A 26,491-nucleotide genomic window follows, 5' to 3' on the forward strand; every position below is an offset into this window, starting at 1 on the left:
CAGGGCCGTACGGCGGGTTGGATGGCGCGAGGTGATCGGTCCACTTTGTCCCGTCGAAATATCGCTGAGTATTAGCGCCGTCGGGTCTGGATACCAGCCTGGCGGTGGTGGCGGTGCCGTCATGCTGTTCCCCACATGGCCCTTTAGCGTAGGGCACCCGGGTCAGGTGGCGGGGTTGCAACGCCACTGTGCGCGCGTGCGCGCCGAGCACCAAAAATTTCTGATGTGTCGTTTGGCCAGTCGCTACCTCCATCGGCTCAAAACTTTCCACAGCGGTTGGCGCGACGAGCAATCCGAAGACGGTACCGTGGTATGGACCTCGCCGACGGGGCGAGTGTATCGGACGTCACCGGCCGGTGCCGACCTGTCGCCGCCACCACGCGGACCGGCGTGCGCGGCGCCGCGGCTACGAAAGAAGAGCAGGGAACAGCAGCGAAGCGCGCGAATCACCCGGGCGCGCAAGCATAACCGCGAGCAGCGGCCCATCAACGAAGCGCGGCGCCATCTCGAACAGGCCCGCACGCGGGAGGTCGACGACCGCACGTTTCGAAACCACATGCGCGACATGCTGTTCCTGATGAAGGGGACGCCGAGCACCAGCCTCCAGTGCACCTGGGTGAACGAGCCCCGCGAGCCGGAAGGACTCCCCGCCGACTGGACGCCCCCCGAGCCGGCGCCCCTGCCGGACGATCCGCCCTTCTGACGACCGGGGCACGCCCGCGCCCATCACCCGCCGGCCGGGGGTGCAGGCATGACCGTCGGCTTGAATCCGTAGCGGGGCGCCAGGAAATGCGGGGACAGGCCGCGCCCGGCGCCGCCGCCCATCAGCGGCAGCCCGCCCACCGCCTGGGTGGCGGGGCCGGCGCCCGCGCCGGCCCCGAAGCCGTTGAGGGCCAAGGTGACCGGCGTGGCCGCCGGCGCCGCCCCGGCCCAAGAAGTCGGGACCGACAGACCACCGACCGAGGCCGCCTTACCGACGGCTCCCGCAATGCCGCCCAGACCCGCACTCGGAAGCGCGGCAGGCACTTGCGTGGCGGCCCCGGCCACGGCCTTGAGGCCGTCTTGAGCGAACTTGGGCAGGTCGTGTGCCAGGCCGATGTAGTCCTTGAACTGGGTGACCGCAAGCCGCGCCGGGCTCACCCACTTGTTGAACGTGTCCATCAAGATTCCGGCGTCCACCTCCGCCGATCCGGTCACGCCCTGCACCACGTCACCGACCATCCCGCCGAAGACGATCCCGTCACCATTCTCGTTCCACAGGTGCCCGGTCAGGCCGAGCGCGGCCGCCGGGTTGCTCAGCCACGGCGGTTCGTTGGTGATCCCAGCGAGCGCGGAGAGCGCCCGGGGGATCTGCGCCATCGCTTGGGTATCGACCACCCCGTTGAGCGCCTGCGCGACCGCGGCGGCCTGGCCGGCCAGACCCGCCGGATCCACGGCGCTCGCCGGGACGGTGAACGGCGTCAGCCGCGACGCCGCCGCCGACGCACCCGCGTAGCCGTACATCGCGGCCGCGTCCTGGGCCCACATCTCGGCGTACAACGCCTCGGTGGCCGCGATCGCCGCGGTGTTCTGGCCGAGGAAGTTGGTCGCCAGCAGCGCCGTCAGCAGAGCCCGGTTGGCGACGATCGCCGGCGGCGGCACCGTGGCGGCGAAGGCCGCCTCGTAGGCGGCCACCGCCGCCACGGCCTGTCCGGCGACCTGTTCGGCCTGCTCACCCGTGCCGGCCAGCCACGCCACCTGCGGCGCGGCCGCGGCCGCCATGGACGTGGCGGCCGGACCCTGCCACGGCCCGTCGACGAGGCCGGTGATCAGCGAGCCGTAGGAGAACGCGGTGGTGTGCAACTCGGTGGCCAGTCCCTGCCAGGCCGCCGCGGCGGCGAGCATCGGACCCGAGCCGGGACCGGAGTACATCAGCGCGGAGTTGATCTCCGGGGGCAACTGCGCGAAGTCCAGCATGTCTGCGCCCGCGCCTATCCGACCAAGGCGGTGTTGGCGTCTTCAGTGGCCACGTAGGAACCTGTGTTGATGGCCAGCATGGTCGCCAACTGCTCCCGGGCCACAGCGGCATGAGCATTGATTTCCTGGTAAAGCGTTGCGTGCGAGGCGAACTGCGCGGCCGTCAGGAAGGACACCACGTCGGCGGCGGCCGGAACGACGCCGGTGGTCGGTGCGGCCGCCGCCGCGGTCCCGGCCTGCAGCGACGCGTTGATGGAATGCAGTTTGCCGGCGGTTGCCGCCAGTATGTCCGTACGCGCAATCACATTTGACATGTCTTCTCCTCAAAGGTGCTGATTTTCAATGCCTTTCAGCGGCCGCTCGGTCGCTGTCGCAAAGCTTCGGACATGTTAAGCGCGCGATGTCGCCGCACTACAGCCTCCGCGGGCTATGTTCACCACGGGGCCGACAATTGTTCATTTAGCTGTGGCCATGTGCTGCAGTCTATGCGCGTGTCATGAAATAAGTTGCAAACAAATATGATTAGAGTTCGCTATGAACTTTGCTATGGTTGCTGCGATAGACACTATGCTTTGCTGGTAACTCCCGGGCGGATCGAGGCGCTAAGGTGCACCGCATGCCGCGACCCAGCATTCCGGGCTCAGTCCGCCGCTCGCTCGTGGCCACCGCCGCGGGCGTGGCCATCGCCGCGGTGTCGGCGTGTGACCACCACCCGTCCGGGCCGGGGGCGAACCCGCGCCAGGTGACAGTTGTCGGCTCGGGGCACGTCGAGGGCGTCCCGGACACGTTGACCGCCGAGGTCGGCATCGAGTTCACCGCACCCGACGTCACCGCGGCCATGGACCAGACCAACGACCGCCAGCAAGCGGTCCTCGGTGCGCTCGCCGGCGCCGGGATCGATCGCAAGGACATCAGCACCACCGACGTCACCCTGCAGCCGCAATACGGCACTCCCCCGCCCGGCGGCACCGCCACCATCACCGGCTACCGCGCCGCCAACGCCATCGCGGTCAAGATCCATCCACCCGACGCCGCGTCGCGGATACTGACGCTCGTCGCCGGCGCCGGCGGTGATGCGACCCGCATCGACTCGGTGAGCTATTCGATCTCGGACGACTCCCAGCTCGTCAAGGACGCGCGGGCGCGGGCGTTCGACGACGCCAAGAACAGGGCGGGCCAATACGCGCAGCTGTCCGGCCTCCGGCTGGGCAAAGTGCTGTCCATCTCCGAGGCCACCGGCAGTGCCCCGCCGAGGGGGGCGCCCGGCGCCCCGAAGGCCATGCCGGCCGCCGTCCCGCTGGAGCCCGGCCAGCAGACGGTGAGCTTCTCGGTGACCGCGGTGTGGGAGCTGGACTGAGTCGGCGCTACTGCTGGTAGACCCTGGGGTCCAGCATGCCGATGTACGACAGGTCGCGGTAGCGCTCGTCGTAATCCAGGCCATAGCCCACGACGAACTCGTTGGGGATGTCGAAACCGACATAGGCGATGTCGACGTTGGCGCCCCGCGCATCGGGCTTGCGGAGCAGCGTGCACACCCGCAGCGACCGCGGATGCCGGCTGCTCAGGTTGCGCAGCAGCCACGACAACGTGAGCCCGGAGTCGACGACGTCCTCGACGATCAGCACGTCGCGCCCCTGGATGTCGCGGTCCAGGTCCTTCAGGATCCGCACGACGCCCGACGACGACGTCGAGGACCCGTAGGAGCTGACCGCCATGAACTCGAACTGGGTCGGCACGGGGATGGCGCGCGCCAGGTCGGTGACGAACATCACAGCGCCCTTGAGCACGGTGATCAGCAACAGGTCCTGGCCGGACTCCGCCACCAGGTCGCGGTAGCGGGCGCCGATTTCGTCGCCGAGTTCGGCGACCCGCGCCTGAATCTGCTCAGCTGTGAGCAACACAGACTTGATATCCCCCGGGTAGAGCTCCGTTGGCTGCGCGGGGGTGATCGCCGAGGAGATCTGCGCCACGAGCACAGCGTGCCATGCCGGCGCGCGAATAACCAACGGCCGGCGGCTCAGATGTTGCGGTTACCGGACCGGCTCGTGCCACATCGTGAGGACACCGTCGCGCCGCCCCGCGATCAGCCGCTCACCGCGCAGCGACGATCCGACGGCCACGCCGCCCTGCCCGCGCCACGCGGTGACCAGCGTGTCGACGCCGCGAATCTGCTTGTCCGTCAAGCCGGTCGCACCGCCGGCCAGCAGCCAGGAGCGGATCACCCGGCGCCGGACGGGAGCGGGCAGCGCGGCCAGCGTCCCCGCCCGCAGCCCCGTGCCCGTCTTCGCCCCGGGCATCGCCTCCGCGGCGAGCGAGTCGATCAACTCGGTGTCCTCACGCAACGCCGTCGCGGTGCGGGCCAGCGCCTCGGCCACCCCGCCGCCCAGCACGTCCTCGAGCAGCGGCAACACTTCCAGACGCAGCCGGGTCCGGGTGAAGCGGCGGTCGGTGTTGTGCGGGTCTTGCCAGGCCGTCAGGCCCAGCTCGCGGCACGCGGCGTGGGTCAGGCCGCGGCGCGCCCCCAGCAGCGGTCGGCACCACGGCGGGTCGTGCGGGCTCATCCCGGCCAGCGACCTCCCCCCGGAGCCGCGCCCCAACCCCAGCAGCACCGTCTCGGCCTGGTCGTCGAGGGTGTGACCCAGCAGCACGGGTCCGTCGCGGTGGGCGTCCAACGCCGCGTAGCGCGCGGCACGCGCCGCCGCCTCGGGCCCGCCCTCAGTGCCGACGCACACCGAAAGAACTTGCGCATCAACGCATCCCAGCGCCAAAGCTTGTTTGCGGGCGGTTTCCGCGACGGCCGCCGAGCCAGGCTGCAGGCCGTGGTCCACGATCAGCGCGGCGGTGGGCCGCAGCTGCGCGGCGACCGCGGTGAGCGCCAGCGAGTCCGGGCCGCCGGACAGCGCCACACACCACCGCGAGCCGGTGGGCAGGTGGGTGGCCGCGAACGCCTCGACGGCCGCGCGCAGCTGCCCTACAGAACCCTGTCGATCCATCGCCGCGGCTCGTCGATCTCGGCCGGCAGCGGCAGCGTGTCGGGTCCCGACCACACGGTGTTGAACCGCTCCATTCCGACCTGCCCGACCACCTGGTCCACGAACGCCTTGCCGCGGGTGTACTGACTCAGCTTGGCGTCGAGCCCCAGCAGGGCGCGCAGCAGCCGCTGCAGCGGCGGCTGCCTGCGGTGGCGCCGCTCGTCGAACCGGCGGCGGATGGTGGCCACCGACGGGATCACCACCGGCCCGACGGCGTCCATCACATGGTCGGCATGCCCCTCCAGCAGCGTCCCCAGCACCAGCAACCGGTCCAGGGCCTCGCGCTGCGGCTCGGACTGCACGGCCCGCACCAGGCCCAGGATCCCCGGCGATCCGGCATCGGCCCCCGCACCGCGGCTGCGGACGTAGTCGGCCAGCCGGGCCGCGACCTGCCCGATGTCGTCGCCGGCGCCCTCGGTCAGCAGCCCCAGCGCCTCCGACATGTAGCCCGCCAGCCAGGGGTTGGCCGTGAACTGCACCCGGTGGGTCACCTCGTGCAGGCACACCCACAGCCGGAAGTCCGACGGATCGATCCGCAGCTGCCGCTCGACGGCGATGACGTTCGGATACACCAGCAGCAGGCAGCCCTGTTTGGCGGCCGCGAACGGGTCGTACTGCCCGAGGATCCCGGAGGAGACGAACGCCAGCACCGCGCCCGTCTGCGCGCCGGTGACGCGGCCGGTGAGGAAGCCCCGCGGCTTCTCCGTCCCGTTCGTCATCACCCGCATCGACTCGGCCGCGGCCCGCACCCACTCCGAGCGGTCGACCACGCGGGCCGCCGGCACCGACCCGTTGGTGGCCAGGCCCGTGACGTCGCGCACCGGAGGTTCGGCTTTGGCGGCAGCCGCGGTCAGCTCGTCGATCACCTGGCGGCGGGTGTAGTCACTGAACGGCGGGCCCGGCCGGGCGAGCCGCTGCCCGACGGTGGCCGCGAAAGCCCAGTCGACCGCGGTGCCGAGCGTCAGGTCGGGCGCCGCGGTCACGTGGCGCATCCGCAGAACCACAGCTTGGCCGCCAGCGCGTCCATCGCGTTGCGGCCGTTGGGGCCCGCGTCGTTGGACAGGAACGCGAACGTGAGCACCCGTCCGCTGCGGTCGGTCACCACCCCGGCCAGGGCGTTGACGGCGGTCAGCGAGCCGGTCTTGGCGCGCAGCCAGCCGGCGGGGCCCTGGTTGCTCGCCGAGTCCAGAAACCGGTCGCCCAGCGTCCCGCTGCCGGCCGCGACCGGCAGCAGATCCAGCAGCGCCCGCAGCCCGGGCTGGTCCGGCCCCGCGACCGCCTGCACCGTGCCGTCCAGCGTCTTGGCCGTCAGGCGGTCGTCGACCGAGAGCCCACTGGAATCCAGCAGCGTGGCACCCGCCGTGTCGACGTGGGCCGCGCCGAGCCGGTTGGTCACCGCGTCGACGGCGCCGGCGAAGCTGCGGGGCCGGTTGATGGCGGCGGCCACCTCGCGCGCGATGCATTCGGCCAGGACGTTGTCGGAGTGTTCCATCATCTGCGACAGGCGCTCGATCAGCGGAGCCGACTGCACGACGGCCAGTTGCCGCGCCCCCGAGGGGGCCGTGGCGATCTTCACGGCGGCGGGGTCCAGGCCCAGGGCCTTGGCCAGTTCCCGCCCGGCGTCCAGCGCCGGGGTGTGCGACCGCCTCGAGTTCACCGTGGTGGGCTGGATGCGCCCGGCGTCGATCATCACCGACTCGATCGGGGCGATGTCGCCGTTGTCGACGTCGGCCGGATCCCAGCCCTGCGCCAGCGTCGGGCCGCTGTAGGCCGAGGTGTCCACCTGCACCTCGGTCGGCGTCACGCCGCTGCGCCGGACCTGTTCGACGAGGTCGCTGATGCGGGCCGAATCCTTGTACCAGGTCTCCACGCCGGGCGGCGCCGCGGACAGCGCCGGGTCCCCGGCGCCGACCAGCACGATCGGCCCCTGGGCGTTCTGGCTGCCGGCCACCACCCGGGTGCTGATCCGGGCCTGCCGGTCCAGCGTCAGCAGCGCCGCGGCCGAGGTCAGGACCTTGTTCGTCGAGGCGGGCACCAGCGGCAGGTCGTCGGCCACCTGCCAGAGCTCCATGCCCGTCATGGCGTCGGTGACCCGGCCGCCGAGCCTGCCCAGGTTGGGGTCGGCCGCCGCGGCCGCCAACGCCGCCGCCAGCCCCGCGGCGCCGGGCACCTCGGCGGTGTCGGTGACCGGGACCAGCCCCGGCCTCACCGTCGGCGGGCGCGGCGGCGGCACGGTGGGCCGCGTGCCGCTGGCTCGGTGCCCGCCCGTGGTGAGGAACGTTGCTGTACCGATCACGGCGGCCACGAACACCAGCACGGCCAACCCGACCAGAACCCGGGTTGATTTTTGCCAGCGAGTAGGACCCATCACTCTCCTGACTGTCTGACCCCATTGTGCCGAACTCCTCACAGGATGCATCGAATAGGGTGGACGCCCGACAGGGCGGAACCAGATTAAGGAGCCAGCACGGTGGAATTCAACGTGACGATCGAGATCCCAAAGGGTCAGCGCAACAAGTACGAGGTCGACCACGCGACGGGGCGGTTGAAGCTGGACCGCTACCTCTACACCTCGATGGGCTACCCGACCGATTACGGGTTCATCGACGACACCCTGGGTGAGGACGGCGACCCCCTGGACGCGATGGTGCTGATGCCCGCGCCGCTTTTCCCGGGAGTGATGGTGGAGGTTCGCCCGGTGGGGATGTTCAAGATGGTCGACGAGCACGGCGGTGACGACAAAGTGGTCTGTGTTCCGGCCGGCGACCACCGCTGGGACCACATCCAGGACATCGGCGACGTCCCACAGTTCGAATTGGATGCGATCAAGCACTTCTTCATGCACTACAAGGACTTGGAGCCCGGGAAGTTCGCCGAGACGGCCGACTTCGTCGGCCGCGCCGAGGCCGAGGCCGAGATCCAGCGTTCGATCGAGCGGTTCAAGGCCGAGGGCCACTGACACCGCGGGGAAGTCAGGCGGCGGACCTGGAGTCGCGGCGGTTGCGCAGCACGCTCCAGGTCCACGCCGCCCCCACGAAGACCACCCCGACCGACGCGGTGATCGTCTCGGGGATGTGAAACCTCGGCTCGATCGACATCAGCATGATCACGGCCAGCACGCCGATCGCCCAGTGCGCGCCGTGCTCGAGGTAGACGTAGCGGTCCAGCGCCTCCTGGCGGACCAGGTAGATGGTGATGGACCGGACGAACATCGAGCCCACCACCCCCAGACCCAGCGCGATGACGATCGGATCCGAGGTGATCGCGAAGGCGCCCGTGACGCCGTCGAACGAGAAGGCGGCGTCGAGCACCTCGAGGTAGAGGAACAGCGTCAGGCCGGCCTTCCCGACGGCCGCGCCGGGGGGCGCGTGGGCCCCCACCTCCTCGACGTCGGCGGGGCGGAAGGCCCGGCTCAGGCCGTTGACCACCAGGTAGGCGACCAGGCCCAGCAATCCCGCCGTCAGCACCGTCGCCCGCTCGTCGGCGGAGTGCGTCAGCCCGTTGCCGACCAGCGCCAGCGCAACCAGCGCCACGCTCACCGCCACCTGACCCAGCCGGCCGATCCGGGCGAAGGGCACCTCGATCCACTTGAGCCACTTGATGTCCCGGTCGTAGAAGACGAAGTCCAGGAACAGCATCAGCAGGAACGTGCCGCCGAACGCCGCGATCTGGGGGTGTGCGGCGATGACCAGCTTCTCGTAGCTGGGTGAGCCGTCCGGGAACACCAGCGCGCCGTGCGGCGGCGGATGCAGTGCCAGCTCCATCGCGCGGACCGGGTCGATGCCCGCGCTCGCCCAGACGATGAGCAGCGGGAACAGCAGCCGCATCCCGAAGACCGCGATGAGGATCCCGACCGTCAGGAACATCCGCTGCCACAGCGGGCTCATCCGCTTGAGGACCGCGGCGTTGATGATCGCGTTGTCGAAGGACAGCGAGACCTCGAGCACCGCCAGCACCAGCAGCAGGAACAGGTCCTTGGTGCCGCCGTGGGCGTATCCGAGCGCGAGGGCCACCACGGTGAGCAACAGCGAGACCCCGAAAAAGCGGAACGCGGCCATGGATCCTTCCGACAGCCGCCCACACTAGCGAAACCCGGTCGCCGCCGCGCCCGTCGGTGGCGACGCACCGTCTTCGGGGCACTATCTTCAGGCTGTGTCGTTGCATCGGGTCGGCCGGTCGGGGATGCCGCCCCGGTGACCGGAGTCGGAGCCTCCAGTGGTCCGGTGGCGCGCGGCAGCATGGCGCGCGTGGGCACCGCCACCGCGCTCACAGCGCTGTGCGGCTACGCGGTGATCTATCTGGCCGCGCGTGACCTGGCTCCGGGCGGCTTTTCGGTGTTCGGGGTGTTCTGGGGGGCGTTCGGGCTGGTCACCGGCGCGGCCAACGGGTTGCTGCAGGAAACCACGCGGGAGGTCCGGGCGACGCGCTACTTCGACGTGCTGCCCGGCCCCGACGGCGCGCGCACGCACCCGTTGCGGGTCGCCGCGCTGGTCGGGGCCGCGGCGGCGGTCGTCATCGCCGGCAGCTCCCCGTTGTGGGCCGCACGGGTGTTCGTGGACGGGCGCTGGTTGTCAGTCGCGCTGCTCAGCGTCGGGCTGGCGGGATTCTGCCTGCACGCCACGCTGCTGGGCATGCTGGCCGGCACCGACCAGTGGACGCAGTACGGGGCGCTGATGGTGACCGACGCGGCGATCCGGGTCTCGGTCGCCGCGGCCACGTTCACGCTGGGCTGGGGACTCGTCGGGTTCCTGTGGGCCACCGTGGCCGGCGCGGTGGCCTGGCTGGTCATGTTGGTGGCCTCGCCCGCGGCCCGGCTCGCGGCCCGCCTGATGACGCCCGGCGGCACGGCGACCTTCCTGCGGGGCGCCGCCCATTCGATCACCGCGGCCGGCGCGAGCGCGATCCTGGTGATGGGCTTTCCGGTGCTGCTGAAGCTGACCAGCACCGAGTTGGGGGCGCCGGGCGGCGTGATCATCCTGGCGGTGACCCTGACGCGCGCTCCGCTGCTGGTGCCGCTGACCGCCATGCAGGGCAACCTGATCGCGCATTTCGTCGACGAACGCAACGACCGGCTGCGGGCGCTGATCGCGCCGGCGGGGGTGATCGGCAGCATCGGCGCCGTCGGGGTGCTGGCCGCAGGTGTGGTGGGGCCGTGGCTGCTGCGGATCGGGTTCGGGGCGCAGTACCAGGCCGGCGGCGCGCTGCTGGCCTGGCTGACCGCGGCCGCGGTGGCCATCGCGATGCTGACGCTGACGGGCGCCGCCACGGTCGCGGCCGCGCTGCATCGGGCGTATTCGCTCGGCTGGGTGGTCGCGACGGTGGCGTCGGGACTGCTGCTGTTGTTGCCGCTGCCGCTGCCGGCCCGCACCGTGGTCGGCCTGTTGTGCGGTCCGCTGGTGGGGATCGGTGTACACCTGGCGGCGCTGGGGCGCGCGGGGCGCATCACCGGCTGAACGGTGTCCCGGGTGTAGGTTGTGGTGATCGAAAAGCACTATCCCGACGTCTGGGTCGTCATCCCCGCCTTCAACGAAGCCGCCGTCATCGGCGAGGTGATCGGCGACGTCCGTGCGGTCTTCGACCACGTCGTCTGCGTCGACGACGGCAGCGCCGACGGCACCGGGGAGATCGCTTTGCGGGCCGGCGCCCACCTGGTGCGTCATCCGGTCAACCTGGGCCAGGGCGCCGCGATTCAGACCGGCGTCGAGTACGCCCGAAAGCAGCCCGGGGCAATGGTTTTCGCGACGTTCGACGCCGACGGCCAGCACCGCGTCAAGGACCTGGCCGCGATGGTGGACCGGCTGTGCGCGGGCGACGTCGACATCGTGATCGGAACCCGGTTCGGCGGCACCGAGAGCAGCCGGCCGCCGCTGCTGAAACGCGTTGTGCTGCAGACCGCCGCACGGCTGAGCCGGCGCGGCCGCCGCCTCGGGCTGACCGACACCAACAACGGGCTGCGGGTGTTCAACAAGAAGGTCGCCGACGGGCTCGACATCACGATGAGCGGCATGAGCCACGCCAACGAGTTCGTCATGCTGATCGACGAAAACCATTGGCGGGTGGCCGAACAACCGGTCGAGGTGCTCTACACCGACTACTCGAAGTCGAAGGGGCAGCCCCTGCTCAACGGCGTCAACATCATCTTCGACGGGTTCCTGCGGGGCAGGTCAGCGCGATGAAAGGGACTTGAGAGATGAACTGGATCCAGGTGCTACTGATCGGGTCGATCGCGGCGCTGCTGGTCTATCTGCTGCGCTCCCGCCGGAGCGCGCGGTCGCGGGCCTGGGTCAAGGTCGGCTACATCGCCTTCGTGCTGGCCGGCGTCTATGCCGTGCTGCGGCCCGACGACACCACGGTGGTCGCGCAGTGGTTCGGGGTGCGCCGCGGCACCGACCTGATGCTCTACGCGCTGATCATGGCGTTCAGCTTCACCACGCTGAGCACCTACCTGCGGTTCAAGGACCTCGAGCTGCGCTACGCGCGCCTGGCCCGGGCCGTCGCGCTGGAGGGCGCGCAGGCACCCGAGCAGGTCTAGCGCGTGCGCACCGTGCGGAAGTAGTCCACGGTGCGGCGCACCCCCTCGTCGAGGTCCACCTGCGGGCGCCAGCCCAGCACGCGTTCGGCCAGGCCGATGTCCAGGCAGGACCGCTTCAGGTCGCCGAGCCGCGGCGGGTGGAACTCCGGGTCGTCGGGCGCGCCGGCGGCCGCGGCCACCGACGAATGCAGTTGCCGGTCCGACGTTTCGGTGCCCGTGCCGATGTTGAAACGCTGCCCGCCGCCCGCGTCCCCGGCGGCCTTGACGAACGCCTCGACCACGTCGTCGACGAACACGTAGTCGCGGGTGTTGCTGCCGTCGCCGAACACCTTGGTGGGCTCGCCCGCCAGCAGCGCCTGGGCGAAGATCGCCACCACGCCGGCCTCGCCGTGCGGGTCCTGGCGAGGGCCGTAGACGTTGGCCGGGGCGATGTGCGAGCAGTCCAGGCCGTACAGGTGGCGGAAGGTGTTCAGGTAGATCTCCCCCGCCACCTTGCCCGCGGCGTACGGCGACACCGGGTCGGTGGGGACCGTCTCGGGGGTCGGGTAGCGCGGCGGGACGCCGTACACGGACCCGCCCGACGACGTGTGCACGACCTTGCGCACACCCGCGCGCCGCGCCGCCTCAGCCAGGCGCACGGTGCCGATGACGTTGACCGACGCGTCGAACTGCGGGTCGGCCACCGAGCGCCGCACGTCGATCTGCGCCGCCAGGTGGAACACCAACTCGGGACGGTGCCGGTCCAGGACGTCGCCCAGGTCCGCGGTCACGATGTCGGCTTCCACGAAGTCGTAGGCCGGGTTGCCGGCCAGGTGCTCGAGGTTGGCCGCTCGCCCGCTCGCGAAGTTGTCCAGCCCCACCACCGTGTGACCGTCGGCCAGCAGACGGTCGACTAGCGTCGAGCCGATGAAACCGGCTGCCCCGGTGACCAGTGCGCGCACCGGCCCACCATACATAGCGGTGGCCGCGGCGGGGCTGATCGCCGTGCAGCTGGGTATCCGCGCGGCGCTGGCGTTCGGCGGCTACTTCTATTGGGACGACCTGATTCTCGTCGGCAAGGCCGGCACCGAGGGCCTGTTGTCGCCGTCGTACCTGTTCGACGATCACGACGGTCACCTGATGCCGGCCGCCTTCCTGCTCGCCGGCGCCGTCATCCGGGCCGCACCCCTGGACTGGACGGGCCCGGCGATCAGCCTCGTGCTGCTGCAGCTGCTGGCCTCGCTGGCCCTGCTGCGCGCCCTCCACGTGATCCTGGGCTGGCGGCGGGTGCTGCTGATCCCGTTGACGTTCGCGCTGTTCACCCCGCTGGCGGTGCCCGGCTTCGCCTGGTGGGCGGCGGCGCTGAACTCGCTGCCGATGCTGGCCGCGCTGGCCTGGGTGTGCGCCGACGCGATCCTGCTGGTGCGCACCGGCAACCAGCGCTACGCGGTGACCGGCGCGCTGGCCTACTTCGCCGGCCTGCTGTTCTTCGAGAAGGCCGCGGTGATCCCGTTCGTCGCCTTCGCCGTCGCCGCGTTGCTGCGTCACGTCCGGGGCGACCGGTCGGCGGTGGTGACGGTGTGGCGGGCCGGTGTGCGGTTGTGGGTGGCGTCGCTGACGCTGACCGTCGCCTGGGTGGCGGTCTATCTGGCCGTGGTCAACCAGCGGCGGTGGAGTTTCGACCTATCGATGACCGGGGCGTTGTTGTGGCGATCGATCACCCACGGCATCGTGCCGGGGCTGGCCGGCGGGCCGTGGCGCTGGGACCGGTGGGCGCCGGCCTCCCCGTGGGCCGCGCCCCCGCCCACGGTGATGACGCTCGGCTGGCTGGTGCTGGCCGGGCTGCTCGCGCTGTCCCTGGTCCGCAAGCAGCGCATCGTCCCGGTCTGGCTCACCGCGGCCGGCTACGCCGTCGCCTGCCAGGTGCCGATCTACCTGATGCGCTCGTCGAAGCTGACCGCGCTCGAGCTCGCGCAGACCCTGCGGTACCTGCCCGATCTCGTCGTGGTGCTGGCGCTGCTGGCCGCCGTCGCGCTGTGCGCCCCGAACCGGCCCGGGGCGGCGCGCCGGCTCGACGCCTCGCCCGGGCGCGCCGTGGCGATGGGGATCCTGGCTGCGCTGTTCGTGGTCAGCAGCCTGTACTCGACGGCGACGTTTTTGACCAGCTGGCGCGACAACCCCGCCCAGCCCTACCTGCGCAACGCCCGCGCCGGCCTGGCCGCCGCCCGCGCCGCCTCGACGGCGCCGCTGCTGGACCAGGAGGTCGACCCGCTGGTGCTGCAACGGGTCGTCGGACCAGAGAACCTGGCCAGCCACCTGTTCGCCCTGGTCCGGGACCGACCCGAATTCTCCTCGTCCACAACCCAACTGCGTATGCTGGACAGCTCGGGCCGACTGGTCGACGCGCACGTGACGTGGGTACGCACCATCGTGCCGGGACCGCTGCCGCGGTGCGGGTACTTCGCGCAACCGGACAAACCGGCGCGGCTGGTGCTCGACGGCCCCCTGCTGCCGGCCGACTGGACCGTCGAACTGAACTACCTGGCCAACAGCGACGGGTCGATGACGTTGTCGCTGAACCAGGGACCCGGCGTCAAGGTCCCGGTGCATCCCGGGCTCAACCGGGTTTTCGTGCGCCTGCCCGGCGCCGGCGACGCGATCACCGTGCGCGCCGACACCGCCGCGCTGTCACTGTGCCTCGCGTCGGGACCGGTGGGATTCCTGACACCCGCCTGAGGCATCGGGTGAACCGTGGAGCCGCCTAGGAGAATCGAACTCCTGACCTATTCATTACGAGTGAATCGCTCTACCGACTGAGCTAAGGCGGCGCGCCCGCGTAGGGGCGGCACGAGTCTACGGCAGGCGGCCCGGCCCGCCCAAGTCACTCGCGCAGCTGCTGGCCGATGGCGGCGACCATCGCGTCGACGGCGAACTTGGGTTTGACGTTGGCCGTCAGCGCCTCGCGGCACTCCAGCACCGCCTCGATGCAGCGCAGCAGCCGGGCGGGGGTGGCGTGACCGGCCAGGGCCGCGACCCGCTCGGCCATGTCCGGATGGTTGGGCCGGATCTCCGGGGCGCCCGCGGACACCACCAGCGCGTCGCGGAAATACGTCGCAAGGTCGATCAGCGCGCGGTCCAGCGCGTCCCGCGACGCCCGGGTGTGCCGTGACTTCTGCCGCCGCTCCAGGTCCTTGATCGCGCCCGCGGCGCCGCGCAGCGCACCCGCGGTGCCCTTGCCGGTGCCGCCGGCGCCCAGCGCCGTCCGCAGTTCCTCGGTCTCGGCCTCGGCGCGGTCGGCGGTCAGCACCACCGCCTCGGCCTCGGCGGCGGCCACCAGCTCCTCGGCGGCCGCATACGCCCGCGCCGGGGTCGCGGCGTCGCGCACCAGCCCCAGCGCCTTCTCCCGTCGCTGCCGGGCCTCGGGGTCGGTGGCCAGCCGCCGCGCCCGGCCCACATGGCCCCCGCTGACCGAGGCGGCCCAGCCGGCCGTCTCGGCGTCCAGGCCGTCGGTGTCGACCAGCACCCCCGCGATCGCCTCGGTGGGCGGTGTCACGAGCGCGACGTGGCGGCACCGGGACCGCAGCGTCACAGCGATGTCCTCGGGGTCCACCGACGGCGCGCACAGCAGGAACACCGTCGACGGCGGCGGTTCCTCGACGACCTTCAACAGCGCGTTTGCCGCGCCCTCGGTCAACCGGTCGGCGTCCTCGATCACCACGATCTGCCGGTGCCCGCTGGACGGGCGGCGCGACGCGATCTGCACGATGGCGCGCATCTCGTCGACGCCGATGGACAGCCCCTCGGGGATCACCCGCCGCACGTCGGCGTGGGTGCCGGCCATCGTCGTCGTGCACGCCCGGCAGCTGCCGCAGCCCGGGCCGCCCTCGTCGGACGACGCGGTGCACTGCAGCGCGGCCGCGAAGCACAACGCCGCAACCGAGCGCCCCGAACCCGGCGGGCCGGTGACGAGCCACGCATGTGTCATAGTCCCGTCACCGGCCCCGGTGTGAGCCAGATCACCGCGGGCGGCCCTCGCCGCGGCCAGCAGCTCGGCCTCCACCGCCTGCTGGCCGACCAGCCGCGTAAACACCCCGGACATCACCGGCAACAGTAGTGACACCCGCCGACGGACACCGATCGGCCACCGTATCGCGACGGTTTCGTGACCTCCTCCGCCTTTGGGCGCCACCAGGCGACTTGCCGTGGTCCTTAGAGTTTTCCAACAAATAGCCACTGACCGATACGGTGGATTGATGACAACCGCGGCGACACTGCCCGGGCGGATCAACGCGTTCGTCCGGTGGGTGGTGCGCACCCCGTGGCCGCTGTTCCTGCTGAGCATGGTGCAGGCCGACATCATCGGCGCCCTGTTCGTGCTCGGCTTCCTGCGTTATGGCCTGCCACCCGAGGACCGCCTGCAGCTGCAGGACCTGCCGGGGGTGAACCTGGCGGTGTTCGCGGGCTCGCTGGTCGTGCTGTTCCTCGCCGTCTCGGTGGTCAACCTCAAGCTGCTGATGCCGGTCTTCCGCTGGCAGCGCCGCGACAACCTGCTCGCCGAGGCCGATCCGGCCGCCACCGAGCTGGCCCGCAGCCGGGCCTTGCGCATGCCGTTCTACCGCACGCTGACCAGCATGGTGGCCTGGTGCATCGGCGGCGTGGTGTTCATCGTCGCCAGCTGGTCGGTCGCCGGGTTCGTGGCGCCCGTCGTGGCCGTCGCCACCGGCCTCGGCGCCGCCGCCACCGCGATCATCGGCTACCTGCAGTCCGAGCGGGTGCTGCGTCCGGTCGCCGTCTCCGCCCTGCGCAGCGGCGTGCCGGAGAACGTCAAGGCCCCCGGCGTCATCCTGCGCCAGATCTTGACCTGGATGCTGTCCACCGCCGTGCCGGTGCTGGCGATCGTGCTGGCGGTGGTGGCCGACAAGGCCTCGTTGCTGCATGCCACGCCGGAGAAGTTGTTCACCCCGATCCTGTTGCTGGCCCTGGCGGCGCTGGGCATCGGGTTCGTCAGCACCCTGCTGGTGGCCATGTCGATCGCCGACCCGCTGCGCCAGCTGCGCTGGGCGCTGAGCGAGGTGCAGCGCGGAAACTACAACGCGCACATGCAGATCTACGACGCCAGCGAGCTGGGACTGCTGCAGGCCGGGTTCAACGACATGGTGCGCGACCTGTCCGAGCGGCAGCGGCTGCGGGACCTGTTCGGCCGCTACGTCGGCGAGGACGTGGCCCGCCGCGCCCTGGAGCGGGGCACCGAGCTGGGCGGGCAGGAACGCCACGTCGCCGTGTTGTTCGTCGACCTGGTCGGCTCGACCCAGCTGGCCGCGACCCGGCCGCCGGCCGAGGTGGTGCACCTGCTCAACGAGTTCTTCCGGGTCGTCGTCGAGACCGTCGGCAAACACGGCGGGTTCGTCAACAAGTTCCAGGGCGACGCCGCGCTGGCCATCTTCGGCGCCCCCATCGAGCACCCGGACGCCGCCGGCGGGGCGCTGGCCGCCGCCCGGGAACTGCACGACGAGCTGCTGCCCGTCATCGGTTCCGCGGAGTTCGGCATCGGGGTGTCGGCGGGCCGCGCCATCGCCGGCCACATCGGCGCGCAGGCCCGCTTCGAGTACACCGTGATCGGCGACCCCGTCAACGAGGCGGCGCGCCTGACCGAGCTGGCCAAGCTCGAGACCGGCCACGTGCTCGCGTCGGCGATCGCGGTCAGCGGCGCGCTGGACGCCGAGGCCCTGTGCTGGGACGTCGGCGAGGTCGTCGAACTGCGCGGGCGGATCGCGCCCACCCAGCTGGCCCGGCCGGTCAAGCTCGCCCCCCACGGCGAGGTCGCCCGGCAGCAGGTGTCGCGCTAGGCTAGCCGCGCTTGGCGGCCCTCTTCGCCGGCGATTTAGCGGCAGCCTTGCGGGCCGTCTTCTTGGCGGGCCGCTTCACCGGCCCCCGGGCGCGACGGTCGGCCAGCAGCTCGGCCGCCCGCGCGTCGGTGATCGACGCCACGTCGTCGCCCTTGCGCAGGCTCGCGTTGGTCTCGCCGTCGGTGACATAGGGCCCGAACCGGCCGTCCTTGATCACCATCGGCTTGCCCGACGCGGGATCGGTCCCCAGCTCGCGCAGCGGCGGCGCGGCGGCGGCCTGCCGGCCGCGGCGCTTGGGCTCGGCGTAGATCCGCAGCGCTTCCTCGAGGGTGATGTCGAAGATCTGCTCCTCGGTCGCCAGCGACCGGGAATCGGTGCCGCGCTTCAGATACGGGCCGTAACGGCCGTTCTGTGCGGTGATCTCCTCACCCGAGCCGGGATCGACGCCGACCACACGGGGCAGCGACAGCAGCTTGAGCGCGTCCTGCAGGGTGACGGTCTGCAGGTCCATGCTGCGCAGCAGCGAACCGGTACGCGGCTTGGGTCCGGTGGGCTTCTTGCCCTTCTTCGCCGGCGCAGCGGCGCCGCCGTCCTCGTCGGGCGCCGGCGGCAGGACCTCGGTGACGTACGGGCCGTACCTGCCGTCCTTGGCGATGATCTCGTGGCCCGTCTCCGGATCCACGCCGAGCACGCGTCCCTCCTGCGGCGTGGCGAACAGCTCCTCGGCCAGCTCCAGCGTCAGCTCGTCGGGCGTCAGGGAGTCGTTGAGGTTGGCCCGCTGCGGCTTGGGTTCACCGCTGGGATCGTCGGGGTCGCCGGCCACCATGCGCTCCAGGTAGGCGCCGTTCTTGCCCACCCGGACGTAGACGGGGCGGCCCTGGTCGTCGTCGAAGAGCCTGATGGAGTTGACCTCGCGGGCGTCGATGCCTTCGAGGTTGACCCCGACGAGCTTCTTCAGGCCGCCGGCGCGGGCCACCGAGTCGGACACGCCGTGGTCCCCGCCGAAGTAGAAGTTGTTCAGCCAGTCGGTGCGCCGCTCCTGGCCCGAGGCGATCGCGTCGAGCTCGTCTTCCATCGCGGCGGTGAAGTCGTAGTCGACGAGCCGGCCGAAGTGCTGCTCGAGCAGGCCGGTGACGGCGAACGCCACCCACGAGGGCACCAGCGCGCTGCCCTTCTTGTGGACGTAGCCGCGGTCCTGGATGGTCTTGATGATCGAGGAGTAGGTCGACGGCCGGCCGATGCCCAGCTCTTCGAGCGCCTTGACCAGCGACGCCTCGGTGAAACGCGCCGGCGGGTTGGTGGCGTGCCCGTCCGGGGTGAGCTCGCGCGCCGCCAGCCGCTGCCCCTCGGTCAGCTGCGGCAGCCGCCGCTCGGCGTCGTCGGCCTCGCCGCCGGCGAGTTCGTCGACGGTCTCGACGTAGGCCTTGAGGAAGCCCGGGAAGGTCAGGGTGCGGCCGCTGGCGGAGAACTGCACCTGCCGGCCGCCGGATTCGCCGTTGATCCGCAGGCTCAGCGTGGTCCCGCGCGCGTCGGCCATCTGCGACGCGACCGTGCGCTGCCAGACCAATTCGTAGAGCCGGAATTCGTCGCCGTCGAGCTCGCGGCGCACCGCGTCCGGGGTGGCGAACGTCTCGCCCGCCGGCCGGATCGCCTCGTGCGCCTCCTGGGCGTTCTTCACCTTGCGGGTGTACTGGCGCGGGGACGCCGCGACGTACTGCTCGCCGTAGAGCTGACGCGCCTGCGTGCGCGCGGCGTCGATGGCCGACTGCGACAGCGTGGTCGAGTCGGTACGCATATAGGTGATGTAGCCGTTCTCGTAGAGCCGCTGGGCGATGCTCATCGTGCGTTCGGCCGAGAACCGCAGCTTGCGGCCCGCCTCCTGCTGCAGCGTCGAGGTCATGAACGGCGGGTAGGGGCGGCGGGTGTAGGGCTTCTCCTCCACCGACGCCACGGAAAGCTCGCCGCCCCGCAGGCCGGTCGCCAGCGCGGTGGCGGCCGCCTCGTCCAGCACGGTCACCTCGTCCGCTTTGCGCAGCTGCCCCAGCGAGTCGAAGTCGCGCCCGGTGGCCACGCGCATGCCGTCCACGCCGGTCAGCCGGGCGTTGAAGGTGGCCGGGGACGCCTTGGGGTCGGACACGCTGGCGTCCAGTTCGGCGACGACGTCCCAGTACGACGCGCTGCGGAACGCCATCCGGTCGCGCTCCCGCTGCACGATGATCCGGGTGGCCACCGACTGCACCCGGCCCGCCGACAGCCTGGGCGCGACCTTCTTCCACAGCACCGGGCTGACCTCGTAGCCGTACAACCGGTCCAGGATGCGGCGCGTCTCCTGCGCGTCGACCAGGTCGATGTCCAGGTCGCGCGGGTGCGCGGCGGCCTCGAGGATCGCCGGCTCGGTGATCTCGTGGAACACCATCCGCTTGACCGGGATACGCGGCTTGAGGGTTTCCAGCAGGTGCCAGGCGATCGCCTCGCCCTCACGGTCGCCATCCGTGGCCAGGTAGAGCTCGTCAACGTCTTTGAGCAGGCCCTTCAGCTCGGTGACCGTGCTCTTCTTCTCCGGGCTGATGATGTAGAGCGGTTCGAAGTCGTGGTCGACGTTGACCCCGAGCCGGGCCCACGGCTCGGACTTGTACTTCGCGGGCACGTCGGCCGCCGCCCGGGGCAGGTCGCGGATGTGACCTCGCGACGATTCGACGATGTACGCGGAGCCCAGGTAGCCGGCCAGCTTTCGCGCCTTGGTCGGCGACTCCACGATGACGAGTCGCCGGGGGCTCCCATTCTTGGCGCCGCCAGGCCCTCCGGGGTCCTTCAGCTTCGGGTCAGCCAACTGCGCTTACGCTCCATCTCTCATCCCGGCCCCGTGCGAGACCGCCCTGCAGGAAGAATGACAGGCCGGCGTCGAAAATTCCGGTGAACTTTCGGGTACGCCGGCGTTCCTTCGCCTTCAGGGCACTGACAATTTCGCACCCTGGGGCGCGCCTGCGCAAACCGGCTCCCCGGAACGCGGGCCGCCACGCGGGGTTATACCCGCGGCCACAAGGCTGACGCGTCGGCGTCCGAAGGTGGTTCCCCCACGTTCTCTACCAGGCGCGACAGGCGGCGCCGACCGCTGATCCGCAGCGCCGGCCGGCCGCCGCGGGTGCCGATCAACGTGGGCGCGATCCCGACCCGCATCAGGGCCGACGCCAGGGGTGAATGGGTGTCGGGGGCGTGCGGATCAAGACCGAGAAGATAGTGGTCGCCCTCCGGGCCGCCCGCCGCGAGCGTCCAGGCCCGCAGCTCGCGCGGCCCGGGCAACCACCGCGGGGGCACCGTCTTGACCGCGCCGCGCGTCCATTCGGCGGCGATGGCGACCAACGACGGACTCACCGCCGTCCGCACCAGCGGCGTCTTTTCCTCGGTGCGGCCGATTTCGGGGACCAGTCCGGCTTCCCGGATCATCTCGGCGAGCGCCGACGCGCGCCAGAGTTGGTCCACGACCACCGAGAGCCGGGCATCCTGACCGCCCGGTGCGCCGACCATCACGATCTGGCCGGAAGCCGCCAGCACCCCGGCGAGATCGGCGACCGCGGGCGGCACCGACTCCGCTGTGAAGAAGGACAGCTGGCTCACGCCACCGACAGTAGGCCAGGCCGGGCATCCTCGCCTCGAGTTGACCGGCGCGGCGGCGGCCCGCCGCGCCCGGGCGAAACGAAAACCCCCCGGCGGCTCGCTAAGCGGGACTACCCGGGGGGTTTGTCGTAGGGAATCTGCTCGTCTCTACAGGGAGCGGACTCCGGTGGCCTGGGGCCCCTTCGGGCTGTTGCCGATCTCGAACTCGACCTTCTGGTTTTCCTCAAGGGTGCGGAAGCCCGAACCCTGGATCTCCGTGTAGTGGACAAAAACATCCGCGGAACCGTCTTCGGGAGCGATGAACCCGAACCCCTTCTCCGCGTTGAACCACTTCACAGTTCCCTGTGGCATTTCTCGATCTTTCCTTTTCTTCTGGGTGCGGGGCACCGCCTTTCGGTGCCCCGGGCCTGATACGACCGCCATACCTCGCCGAGTCGCCGGAACTTCACCCGACCGATTAACCTCGCAGGAACCGCGGCCGCAACGTCGATCCTGCGAAAGTTTGACACGAACACAGAAGCTGCGACCGCAATCAGTCAATCATGTTCATCGCGTCGGCGACAGACTTGTGCCGGCGACGGGTTCCCGGAGGGTGCCTGGTGGCGAGTTTCGGCGCCGACCTGCTTGCCGTCGCGCTCGCCGGCACCGCCCCCGACGAGCGTCCGCTGCGCCACGTCGCCGAGCTGCCGGCCCGCGGCGGCCGCCCCCACCGCTGGCCGGACTGGGTCGAGCCGGACGTGGTTCGGGCATTCGCCGGCCGCGGCATCACCCGCCCGTGGTCGCACCAGGCGCGGGCCGCGGAGCTGGCCCACGCCGGGCGGCACGTGGTGGTCAGCACCGGCACCGCGTCGGGCAAATCGCTGGCCTATCAACTTCCCGTCCTGCATGCCCTGGCCACCGACCCGCGGGCGCGGGTGCTGTACCTGTCCCCCACCAAGGCGCTCGGTCACGACCAGTTGCGCGCCGCGCACGCCCTGACCGCGGCCGTCCCGCGGCTGCACGATCCCGGTTTCGGGGTGGCGCCCACCGCCTACGACGGCGACAGCCCCGCCGAGGTGCGCCGCTTCGCGCGCGAACGCTCCCGGTGGCTGTTCTCCAACCCGGACATGATCCACGTGTCGATTCTGCGCAGCCACGCCCGCTGGGCCGCCCTGCTGCGCGGCCTTCGTTTCCTGATCGTCGACGAATGTCACTACTATCGCGGGGTTTTCGGTTCGAACGTGGCCATGGTGCTGCGCCGGCTGCTGCGGTTGTGCGCCCGCTATTCGTCGTACCCGACGGTGATCTTCGCCAGCGCGACGACGGACTCGCCCGGCGCGACGGCCGCCGAGCTGATCGGGCATCCCGTCGAGGAGGTGACCGACGACGGCTCACCCCAGGGCTCCCGGACGGTGGCCCTGTGGGAGCCGGCGCTACGCGCCGACCTGGCGGGCGAAAACGGCGCGCCGGTGCGCCGTTCGGCCGGGGCGGAGGCGGCGCGGGTGATGGCCGACCTGGTCGCCGAGGGCGCCCAGACCCTGACGTTCGTCCGGTCGCGCCGGGCCGCGGAGCTGACCGCCCTGGGCGCGCAGGCACGCCTGGACGACGTCGCCCCCGAGCTGTCGCGCACGGTGGCGTCGTATCGGGCCGGTTACCTCGCCGAGGACCGCAACGCGCTCGAACGCGCCCTGGCCGAGGGCCGGTTGCGCGGCCTGGCCACCACCAACGCGCTTGAGTTGGGCGTGGACATCGCCGGGCTGGACGCGGTGGTGCTGGCCGGGTTCCCGGGCACGGTCGCCTCGTTCTGGCAGCAGGCGGGGCGGTCCGGCCGCCGAGGCCAGGGGGCGCTGGTCGTGCTGATCGCCCGCGACGATCCGCTGGACACCTACCTGGTGCACAACCCCGCCGCGCTGCTGGGCAAGCCGGTCGAGCGGGTGGTGATCGATCCCGCCAACCCCTACCTGCTGGGCCCGCAACTTCTCTGCGCGGCAACCGAACTGCCGCTCGATGCGGCCGAGGTGCGCGCCCTGGGTGCGACGGAGGTCGCCGCGGGCCTGGTCGACGAGGGACTGCTGCGGCTGCGCAACGGCAGGTACTTTCCCGCGCCGGGCTTGGATCCCCATGGCGCCGTGGACATCCGGGGCGCGGCCGGCGGCCAGATCATGATCGTGGAGGCCGACACCGGGCGGTTGCTGGGCAGCGTCGACGTGGGCCGGGCCCCGGCCTGCGTCCACCCGGGGGCGGTGTATCTGCACCAGGGCGAGACCTACGTCGTCGACTCACTGGATTTCGACGGCGGGATCGCGTTCGTCCACGCCGAGGACCCCGGCTATGCGACGTTCGCGCGCGAGCTCACCGACATCGCCGTCACCGGTTGCGGTGAACGGTCCGAGTACGGGCCCGTCACTGTGGGATTGGTGCCGGTCCGGGTCACCCACCGGTTGGTGGGTTACCTGCGCCGCCGGCTCAACGGTGAGGTCATCGACTTCGTTGAACTGGACATGCCCGAGCAAAGCCTGGAGACGACCGCGGTCATGTACACCGTGACCCCGGAGGCATTGCTGGACGACGGTATCGACGCGCCCCGCATACCCGGGTCGCTGCACGCCGCCGAGCACGCGGCGATCGGGCTGCTGCCGCTGGTGGCCAGCTGCGACCGCGGCGACATCGGCGGCCTGTCCACCGCGGTCGGCCCCGATCCGCTCGGCCTGCCGAGCGTCTTCGTCTACGACGGCCACCCGGGCGGTGCGGGGTTCGCCGAACGGGGCTTCCGCCGGGCCCGCACCTGGCTGGGCGCCACGGCCGAGGCCATCGAGGCATGCGAATGCCCGCGCGGATGCCCGTCGTGCGTGCAGTCCCCCAAGTGCGGCAACGGCAACGACCCGCTCGACAAGGCCGGTGCGGTCACGGTGCTGCGACTCGTGCTGGCGCAGTTGTCCGGCGAATCGCGCTGAAAAACGATCGCATGTGCGACGGTCACCGCCAGCAAATTTCGAAAGTTTACGAATGAATACCGCGAGTTTACGAATGACCGACTGACACCTCATTCGCGTCGCTAAACATGTACGGTAACGCCCGAATTGCTGTTGGTGCCCCCTGAAAGGTCTGCGATGTCGTTCGTGATCGCGGTGCCGGAAGTGCTGGGAACGGCTGCCGGGAGTCTGGCCGGTATCGGCTCGAGCATCACCGCGGCCAACGCGGCCGCGGAGACCACGGGGTTGCTGCCGGCGGCCCAGGACGGCGGCACTCTATCTCCACCCACGGTCACGACTTTCAGTCGCTCAGCGCGCGGGCGGCCGCGTTCCACGGTCAGTTCGTGCAGCAGTTGACCGCGGCCACGCAGTCCTACGTCACCGCCGAGACCGCGAACGTCTCGGCGTTCACGGCCAATCCGGTTCAGTCGATACAGCAGGCCGTGCTCGGCGCGATCAACGCGGCCAGCCTCGCGCTCACCGACCGCCCGCTGATCGGCAACGGCGCCAACGGGGCCCCGGGCAGCGGGGCCAACGGCGCCCGGGCGGCTGGCTGCTCGGCAACGGCGGGGTCGGCGGAACGGGCGGAGCGACAACCAGTGGGACGGGCGGAACGGGCGGCAACGCGGGCCTGTTCGGCAACGCAGGTGCCGGCGGGGAGGGCGGAAGCGCCAATAGTCAGGGCGGCGATGGCGGCTCCGGCGGACGCGGTGTGCTGATCGGCAACGGCGGACGCGGTGTGCTGATCGGCAACGGTGGCAACGGTGGCAACGGCGGCAACGGCGCTACGGACGGCGCCGCCGGCACTGGCGGTGCGCCCGGGTTGCTGGTGGGCGCGCCCGGGATCGACGGGTAGGCGGCGTAGTCGGCTGCCCGGCATCGGTTCTTCACACGACGACACCGACACCGCGATCACCGGGCCGTCGCGTGCGGTCCTTGCGAAGTTGCCGTGAGGCGAAATGATCCGGCGGATGGCGACCGACCCCTCGAGCGGTCGACGTCCACGGATCAGCGTTGCAATGGCCGCCGCTGGTGCGCATTTCCCTTTTACTGAAGAAATGTCAGCGTTCCATCGCATGGTGCGGCGAACGGTCGGACTACGCGACCCGTCCGCAATTCCGTCGCTGCGGGCGCAGCAGCAAATTATCAAGGCGGCGACCATTTCCGCAAACCGACAGGCTGATCGGGCGCGTCGCCCTTCGGGTCGGGGGCCGCGGCACAGTCGGTAAACTGCTCGCATGGCCCACGACTGGTTGCTCGTGGAGACGTTGGGCGACGAACCCGCCGTGGTGGCGCAGGATCGGCAGCTGAAAAACCTCGTTCCCGTCGCAACATTCCTGCGCCGCAGCCCCCACCGCGCCGCGGTGCGGACGGCGATCACCGAGTCGATGCAGACCGGCCAGAGCCTGACCAGCATCACCCCCAAACGGGACCGCGTCATCCGCACCGAACCGGTGGTGATGTCCGACGGCCGGATACATGGCGTGCACGTCTGGACCGGGCCCGCCGACGCCGAACCCCCCGCTCGACCGATCCCGGGACCGCTGAAGTGGGATCTGACGCTGGGCGTGGCCACCGACACCCGGGAATCGCTCACCAACAGCGGCAAGAACGCCGAAGTCGAGGTCATCCTCGGCAGGGCCTTCGCGGAAGACCTCCCCTCCCGCGACCTCAACCCGAACGAAGCCAAGGTGCTCGCCATGGCCGTCAAGGCCGAGCCGGACCGGACGTTCTACAGCACCTGGGATCTCACCGACTGGCAGGGCAATCCCATCCGGATCGGCTTCGTCGCCCGCACCGCGCTCGAGCCGGGCCCCGACGGCCGCGACCACCTCGTCGCCCGGGCGATGAACTGGCGCGCCAACCTCAAGGGTCCCGTCGTGTCCACCGACGACCTCGCGCAGCGGATCCTGGAGGGACTCGCGCGGGCCGGAGTTCACCGGGCGCTCGTCGACCCCAAGAACTGGACCCTGCTGAAGTGGCTCGACGAACCGTGCCCGTTCTACGACTGGCGCGCCGGCAAGGTGGGCAAACCGAACGTTCACCCCGACGACGAGCACCTGTTGGCCTCGATGACAACGGAATTCGCCGACGGTGCGACCAGCCGGGTGTTGCGGATGCCGGGGCACGACGCCGGCTGGGTGCCCGTGCACATCACCGTCAGCCGGGTCGAACTCGAGCCGGAGACCTTCGCCGGGCTGATCTCGCTGCGATTGCCCAGCGACACCGAACTCGCCGAGGCCGGGCTGGCGCCGAGCGACGCGACCTGACCATGCGGGCCGGCGGGTCCCGCCCGGGCCGCGGCCCGGGCAGTGCCGGCAGGCCCCACCAGGCCGACGGCCACGTCGACCGTGACGACCGCGTCGAGGCCGTCCATCTCGCAGCGGACCGCAGCGGCCCCCATCCGGCGGGCCACCGTCGTCGCGCGGGCGCAGGCCGCCGTCGCGCCGGCCGGCAGCCGGGCCGCCGCGGCCAGCGCGGCCAGGTCGGCCGCCGCCTGCGCCCGGTGCCGGGCGACCACCACCGCTCCGAGATAGGCCCCCGCGACCGTGACGCACAACACCACCGCGACCATCGCCG

The 26,491-nt window shown here is 71.1% G+C and carries 24 protein-coding genes, 1 tRNA gene and 3 pseudogenes; 13 read left to right on the top strand and 15 right to left on the bottom strand.

All coding sequences use genetic code 11. From position 1 onward, the window contains the following. Positions 1-43: 43 nt before the first annotated feature. A pseudogene (locus tag ACJ512_RS27500) lies at positions 44-253 on the bottom strand (hypothetical protein); the annotation flags it as partial. On the opposite strand from ACJ512_RS27500, the pseudogene ACJ512_RS27505 reads away from it, so the two are divergent. Continuing rightward, positions 242-703: pseudogene (locus tag ACJ512_RS27505) on the top strand (HNH endonuclease signature motif containing protein); the annotation flags it as partial. The pseudogenes ACJ512_RS27500 and ACJ512_RS27505 overlap by 12 nt on opposite strands. A gap of 23 nt (positions 704-726) precedes the next feature. Here ACJ512_RS27505 and ACJ512_RS27510 read toward each other — a convergent pair. Together ACJ512_RS27510 and ACJ512_RS27515 are read right to left on the bottom strand one after the other, a co-directional pair. After that, the gene (locus ACJ512_RS27510) at positions 727-1,956 is read right to left on the bottom strand and encodes a PPE family protein (protein ID WP_407688007.1); all 1,230 of its coding nucleotides are present in this window, start codon (positions 1,954-1,956) and stop codon (positions 727-729) included. 14 nt (positions 1,957-1,970) lie between these two features. Continuing rightward, a complete protein-coding gene (locus ACJ512_RS27515) occupies positions 1,971-2,270 on the bottom strand; it encodes a PE family protein (protein WP_407688006.1) in 300 nt (99 codons plus the stop codon). Between the two features lie 302 nt (positions 2,271-2,572). Between ACJ512_RS27515 and ACJ512_RS27520 the strand changes: the two genes are divergently transcribed. Further along, positions 2,573-3,313, top strand: a complete 741-nt coding sequence (locus ACJ512_RS27520; RefSeq protein WP_407688005.1) for an SIMPL domain-containing protein — start codon at positions 2,573-2,575, stop codon at positions 3,311-3,313. Between the two features lie 7 nt (positions 3,314-3,320). On the opposite strand, the gene hpt is transcribed toward ACJ512_RS27520, so the two are convergent. Genes hpt through dacB form a run of 4 tightly spaced genes read right to left on the bottom strand, consistent with a single transcriptional unit; the run spans position 3,321 to position 7,356 of the window. Continuing rightward, positions 3,321-3,932, bottom strand: coding sequence for a hypoxanthine phosphoribosyltransferase (gene hpt, locus ACJ512_RS27525; RefSeq protein ID WP_407688004.1), 612 nt, complete (start codon positions 3,930-3,932; stop codon positions 3,321-3,323). Between the two features lie 54 nt (positions 3,933-3,986). Beyond that, positions 3,987-4,949, bottom strand: a complete 963-nt coding sequence (gene tilS, locus ACJ512_RS27530; protein ID WP_407688003.1) for a tRNA lysidine(34) synthetase TilS — start codon at positions 4,947-4,949, stop codon at positions 3,987-3,989. Beyond that, on the bottom strand, positions 4,928-5,971 hold the full coding sequence (locus ACJ512_RS27535) for a zinc-dependent metalloprotease (protein WP_407688009.1): 1,044 nt from the start codon (positions 5,969-5,971) through the stop codon (positions 4,928-4,930). Before ACJ512_RS27535 ends, tilS begins: the two co-directional genes overlap by 22 nt. Continuing rightward, the gene (gene dacB / locus ACJ512_RS27540; protein ID WP_407688002.1) at positions 5,968-7,356 is read right to left on the bottom strand and encodes a D-alanyl-D-alanine carboxypeptidase/D-alanyl-D-alanine endopeptidase; all 1,389 of its coding nucleotides are present in this window, start codon (positions 7,354-7,356) and stop codon (positions 5,968-5,970) included. The genes ACJ512_RS27535 and dacB overlap by 4 nt, the downstream gene beginning before the upstream one ends. A 102-nt stretch (positions 7,357-7,458) precedes the next feature. Here dacB and ACJ512_RS27545 point away from each other — a divergent pair, with 102 nt between their 5' ends. Further along, positions 7,459-7,947 (top strand): inorganic diphosphatase, encoded by a 489-nt coding sequence (locus ACJ512_RS27545; RefSeq protein WP_407688001.1) that lies wholly within the window; start codon positions 7,459-7,461, stop codon positions 7,945-7,947. 13 nt (positions 7,948-7,960) lie between these two features. Here ACJ512_RS27545 and ACJ512_RS27550 read toward each other — a convergent pair whose 3' ends face one another. Continuing rightward, positions 7,961-9,046, bottom strand: coding sequence for a DUF475 domain-containing protein (locus tag ACJ512_RS27550; protein ID WP_407688000.1), 1,086 nt, complete (start codon positions 9,044-9,046; stop codon positions 7,961-7,963). Between the two features lie 135 nt (positions 9,047-9,181). On the opposite strand from ACJ512_RS27550, the gene ACJ512_RS27555 reads away from it, so the two are divergent. From ACJ512_RS27555 to ACJ512_RS27565, 3 genes are read left to right on the top strand one after another with little or no spacing between them, the layout of a single operon-like run. Beyond that, on the top strand, positions 9,182-10,441 hold the full coding sequence (locus ACJ512_RS27555; protein ID WP_407687999.1) for a hypothetical protein: 1,260 nt from the start codon (positions 9,182-9,184) through the stop codon (positions 10,439-10,441). A gap of 21 nt (positions 10,442-10,462) precedes the next feature. Further along, the gene (locus tag ACJ512_RS27560; protein ID WP_407687998.1) at positions 10,463-11,164 is read left to right on the top strand and encodes a glycosyltransferase family 2 protein; all 702 of its coding nucleotides are present in this window, start codon (positions 10,463-10,465) and stop codon (positions 11,162-11,164) included. Between the two features lie 14 nt (positions 11,165-11,178). Continuing rightward, positions 11,179-11,520, top strand: a complete 342-nt coding sequence (locus ACJ512_RS27565) for a DUF2304 domain-containing protein (protein WP_407687997.1) — start codon at positions 11,179-11,181, stop codon at positions 11,518-11,520. Here ACJ512_RS27565 and ACJ512_RS27570 read toward each other — a convergent pair. After that, positions 11,517-12,461 carry an NAD-dependent epimerase/dehydratase family protein gene (locus ACJ512_RS27570; protein WP_407687996.1) on the bottom strand — a complete coding sequence of 315 codons (945 nt, stop codon included), beginning with the start codon at positions 12,459-12,461 and terminating at the stop codon, positions 11,517-11,519. The two genes, ACJ512_RS27565 and ACJ512_RS27570, sit on opposite strands and share 4 nt — an antisense overlap. Here ACJ512_RS27570 and ACJ512_RS27575 point away from each other — a divergent pair. Then, positions 12,427-14,235, top strand: a complete 1,809-nt coding sequence (locus ACJ512_RS27575) for a hypothetical protein (protein WP_407687995.1) — start codon at positions 12,427-12,429, stop codon at positions 14,233-14,235. The genes ACJ512_RS27570 and ACJ512_RS27575 overlap by 35 nt on opposite strands. A gap of 16 nt (positions 14,236-14,251) precedes the next feature. Here the strand turns inward: ACJ512_RS27575 and ACJ512_RS27580 are convergent. Together ACJ512_RS27580 and ACJ512_RS27585 are read right to left on the bottom strand one after the other, a co-directional pair. Beyond that, positions 14,252-14,327 (bottom strand) — tRNA-Thr (locus ACJ512_RS27580). Positions 14,328-14,380: 53 nt separating this feature from the next. After that, positions 14,381-15,598 carry a DNA polymerase III subunit delta' gene (locus tag ACJ512_RS27585; RefSeq protein WP_407687994.1) on the bottom strand — a complete coding sequence of 406 codons (1,218 nt, stop codon included), beginning with the start codon at positions 15,596-15,598 and terminating at the stop codon, positions 14,381-14,383. 154 nt (positions 15,599-15,752) lie between these two features. Here ACJ512_RS27585 and ACJ512_RS27590 point away from each other — a divergent pair, with 154 nt between their 5' ends. Beyond that, positions 15,753-17,345 (top strand): adenylate/guanylate cyclase domain-containing protein, encoded by a 1,593-nt coding sequence (locus tag ACJ512_RS27590; protein WP_407687993.1) that lies wholly within the window; start codon positions 15,753-15,755, stop codon positions 17,343-17,345. 1 nt (position 17,346) lies between these two features. Here the strand turns inward: ACJ512_RS27590 and topA are convergent, their stop codons facing one another. The 3 genes from topA to cspA form a co-directional block, all read right to left on the bottom strand. Beyond that, complete coding sequence (gene topA, locus ACJ512_RS27595) at positions 17,347-20,175, bottom strand: type I DNA topoisomerase (RefSeq protein WP_407687992.1); 2,829 nt, start codon at positions 20,173-20,175, stop codon at positions 17,347-17,349. Between the two features lie 194 nt (positions 20,176-20,369). Next, positions 20,370-20,960, bottom strand: coding sequence for a hypothetical protein (locus ACJ512_RS27600; protein WP_407687991.1), 591 nt, complete (start codon positions 20,958-20,960; stop codon positions 20,370-20,372). A 147-nt stretch (positions 20,961-21,107) separates the two neighbouring features. After that, on the bottom strand, positions 21,108-21,311 hold the full coding sequence (gene cspA / locus ACJ512_RS27605) for a cold shock protein CspA (protein ID WP_144956000.1): 204 nt from the start codon (positions 21,309-21,311) through the stop codon (positions 21,108-21,110). Positions 21,312-21,559: 248 nt separating this feature from the next. Between cspA and ACJ512_RS27610 the strand changes: the two genes are divergently transcribed. The 5 genes from ACJ512_RS27610 to ACJ512_RS27630 all read left to right on the top strand — a co-directional run bounded on the left by ACJ512_RS27610 (position 21,560) and on the right by ACJ512_RS27630 (position 26,181). Next, a complete protein-coding gene (locus tag ACJ512_RS27610; RefSeq protein WP_407687990.1) occupies positions 21,560-23,893 on the top strand; it encodes a DEAD/DEAH box helicase in 2,334 nt (777 codons plus the stop codon). A gap of 156 nt (positions 23,894-24,049) precedes the next feature. Next, positions 24,050-24,268, top strand: coding sequence for a PE family protein (locus tag ACJ512_RS27615; RefSeq protein ID WP_407687989.1), 219 nt, complete (start codon positions 24,050-24,052; stop codon positions 24,266-24,268). Further along, positions 24,190-24,630, top strand: coding sequence for a PE family protein (locus ACJ512_RS27620; protein WP_407688008.1), 441 nt, complete (start codon positions 24,190-24,192; stop codon positions 24,628-24,630). The genes ACJ512_RS27615 and ACJ512_RS27620 overlap by 79 nt, the downstream gene beginning before the upstream one ends. After that, positions 24,624-24,767: a PE-PGRS family protein gene (locus ACJ512_RS27625; RefSeq protein ID WP_407687988.1), complete on the top strand. Its 144-nt coding sequence runs from the start codon at positions 24,624-24,626 to the stop codon at positions 24,765-24,767. The genes ACJ512_RS27620 and ACJ512_RS27625 overlap by 7 nt, the downstream gene beginning before the upstream one ends. Before the next feature lie 382 nt (positions 24,768-25,149). Beyond that, positions 25,150-26,181 (top strand): PAS domain-containing protein, encoded by a 1,032-nt coding sequence (locus ACJ512_RS27630; RefSeq protein ID WP_407687987.1) that lies wholly within the window; start codon positions 25,150-25,152, stop codon positions 26,179-26,181. 74 nt (positions 26,182-26,255) lie between these two features. Here ACJ512_RS27630 and ACJ512_RS27635 read toward each other — a convergent pair. Further along, positions 26,256-26,486 (bottom strand): annotated as a pseudogene (locus tag ACJ512_RS27635) (Rv3654c family TadE-like protein); the annotation flags it as partial. Positions 26,487-26,491: the final 5 nt, after the last annotated feature.

It is taken from the genome of Mycobacterium cajalii (assembly GCF_045809005.2).
In the GTDB taxonomy this organism is placed as follows: Bacteria; Actinomycetota; Actinomycetes; order Mycobacteriales; family Mycobacteriaceae; genus Mycobacterium.

What these genes read in the sequence shown, in the direction of transcription:
- ACJ512_RS27515 (WP_407688006.1), bottom strand. Translation starts at nt 2,270, where the DNA reads ATGTCAAATGTGATTGCGCGTACGGACATACTGGCGGCAACCGCCGGC.
- tilS (WP_407688003.1), bottom strand. Translation starts at nt 4,949, where the DNA reads ATGGATCGACAGGGTTCTGTAGGGCAGCTGCGCGCGGCCGTCGAGGCG.
- ACJ512_RS27630 (WP_407687987.1), top strand. Translation starts at nt 25,150, where the DNA reads ATGGCCCACGACTGGTTGCTCGTGGAGACGTTGGGCGACGAACCCGCC.
- ACJ512_RS27520 (WP_407688005.1), top strand. Translation starts at nt 2,573, where the DNA reads ATGCCGCGACCCAGCATTCCGGGCTCAGTCCGCCGCTCGCTCGTGGCC.
- ACJ512_RS27575 (WP_407687995.1), top strand. Translation starts at nt 12,427, where the DNA reads ATGAAACCGGCTGCCCCGGTGACCAGTGCGCGCACCGGCCCACCATAC.
- ACJ512_RS27565 (WP_407687997.1), top strand. Translation starts at nt 11,179, where the DNA reads ATGAACTGGATCCAGGTGCTACTGATCGGGTCGATCGCGGCGCTGCTG.
- ACJ512_RS27510 (WP_407688007.1), bottom strand. Translation starts at nt 1,956, where the DNA reads ATGCTGGACTTCGCGCAGTTGCCCCCGGAGATCAACTCCGCGCTGATG.
- ACJ512_RS27615 (WP_407687989.1), top strand. Translation starts at nt 24,050, where the DNA reads ATGTCGTTCGTGATCGCGGTGCCGGAAGTGCTGGGAACGGCTGCCGGG.
- ACJ512_RS27585 (WP_407687994.1), bottom strand. Translation starts at nt 15,598, where the DNA reads ATGTCCGGGGTGTTTACGCGGCTGGTCGGCCAGCAGGCGGTGGAGGCC.
- ACJ512_RS27550 (WP_407688000.1), bottom strand. Translation starts at nt 9,046, where the DNA reads ATGGCCGCGTTCCGCTTTTTCGGGGTCTCGCTGTTGCTCACCGTGGTG.
- dacB (WP_407688002.1), bottom strand. Translation starts at nt 7,356, where the DNA reads ATGGGTCCTACTCGCTGGCAAAAATCAACCCGGGTTCTGGTCGGGTTG.
- cspA (WP_144956000.1), bottom strand. Translation starts at nt 21,311, where the DNA reads ATGCCACAGGGAACTGTGAAGTGGTTCAACGCGGAGAAGGGGTTCGGG.
- ACJ512_RS27590 (WP_407687993.1), top strand. Translation starts at nt 15,753, where the DNA reads ATGACAACCGCGGCGACACTGCCCGGGCGGATCAACGCGTTCGTCCGG.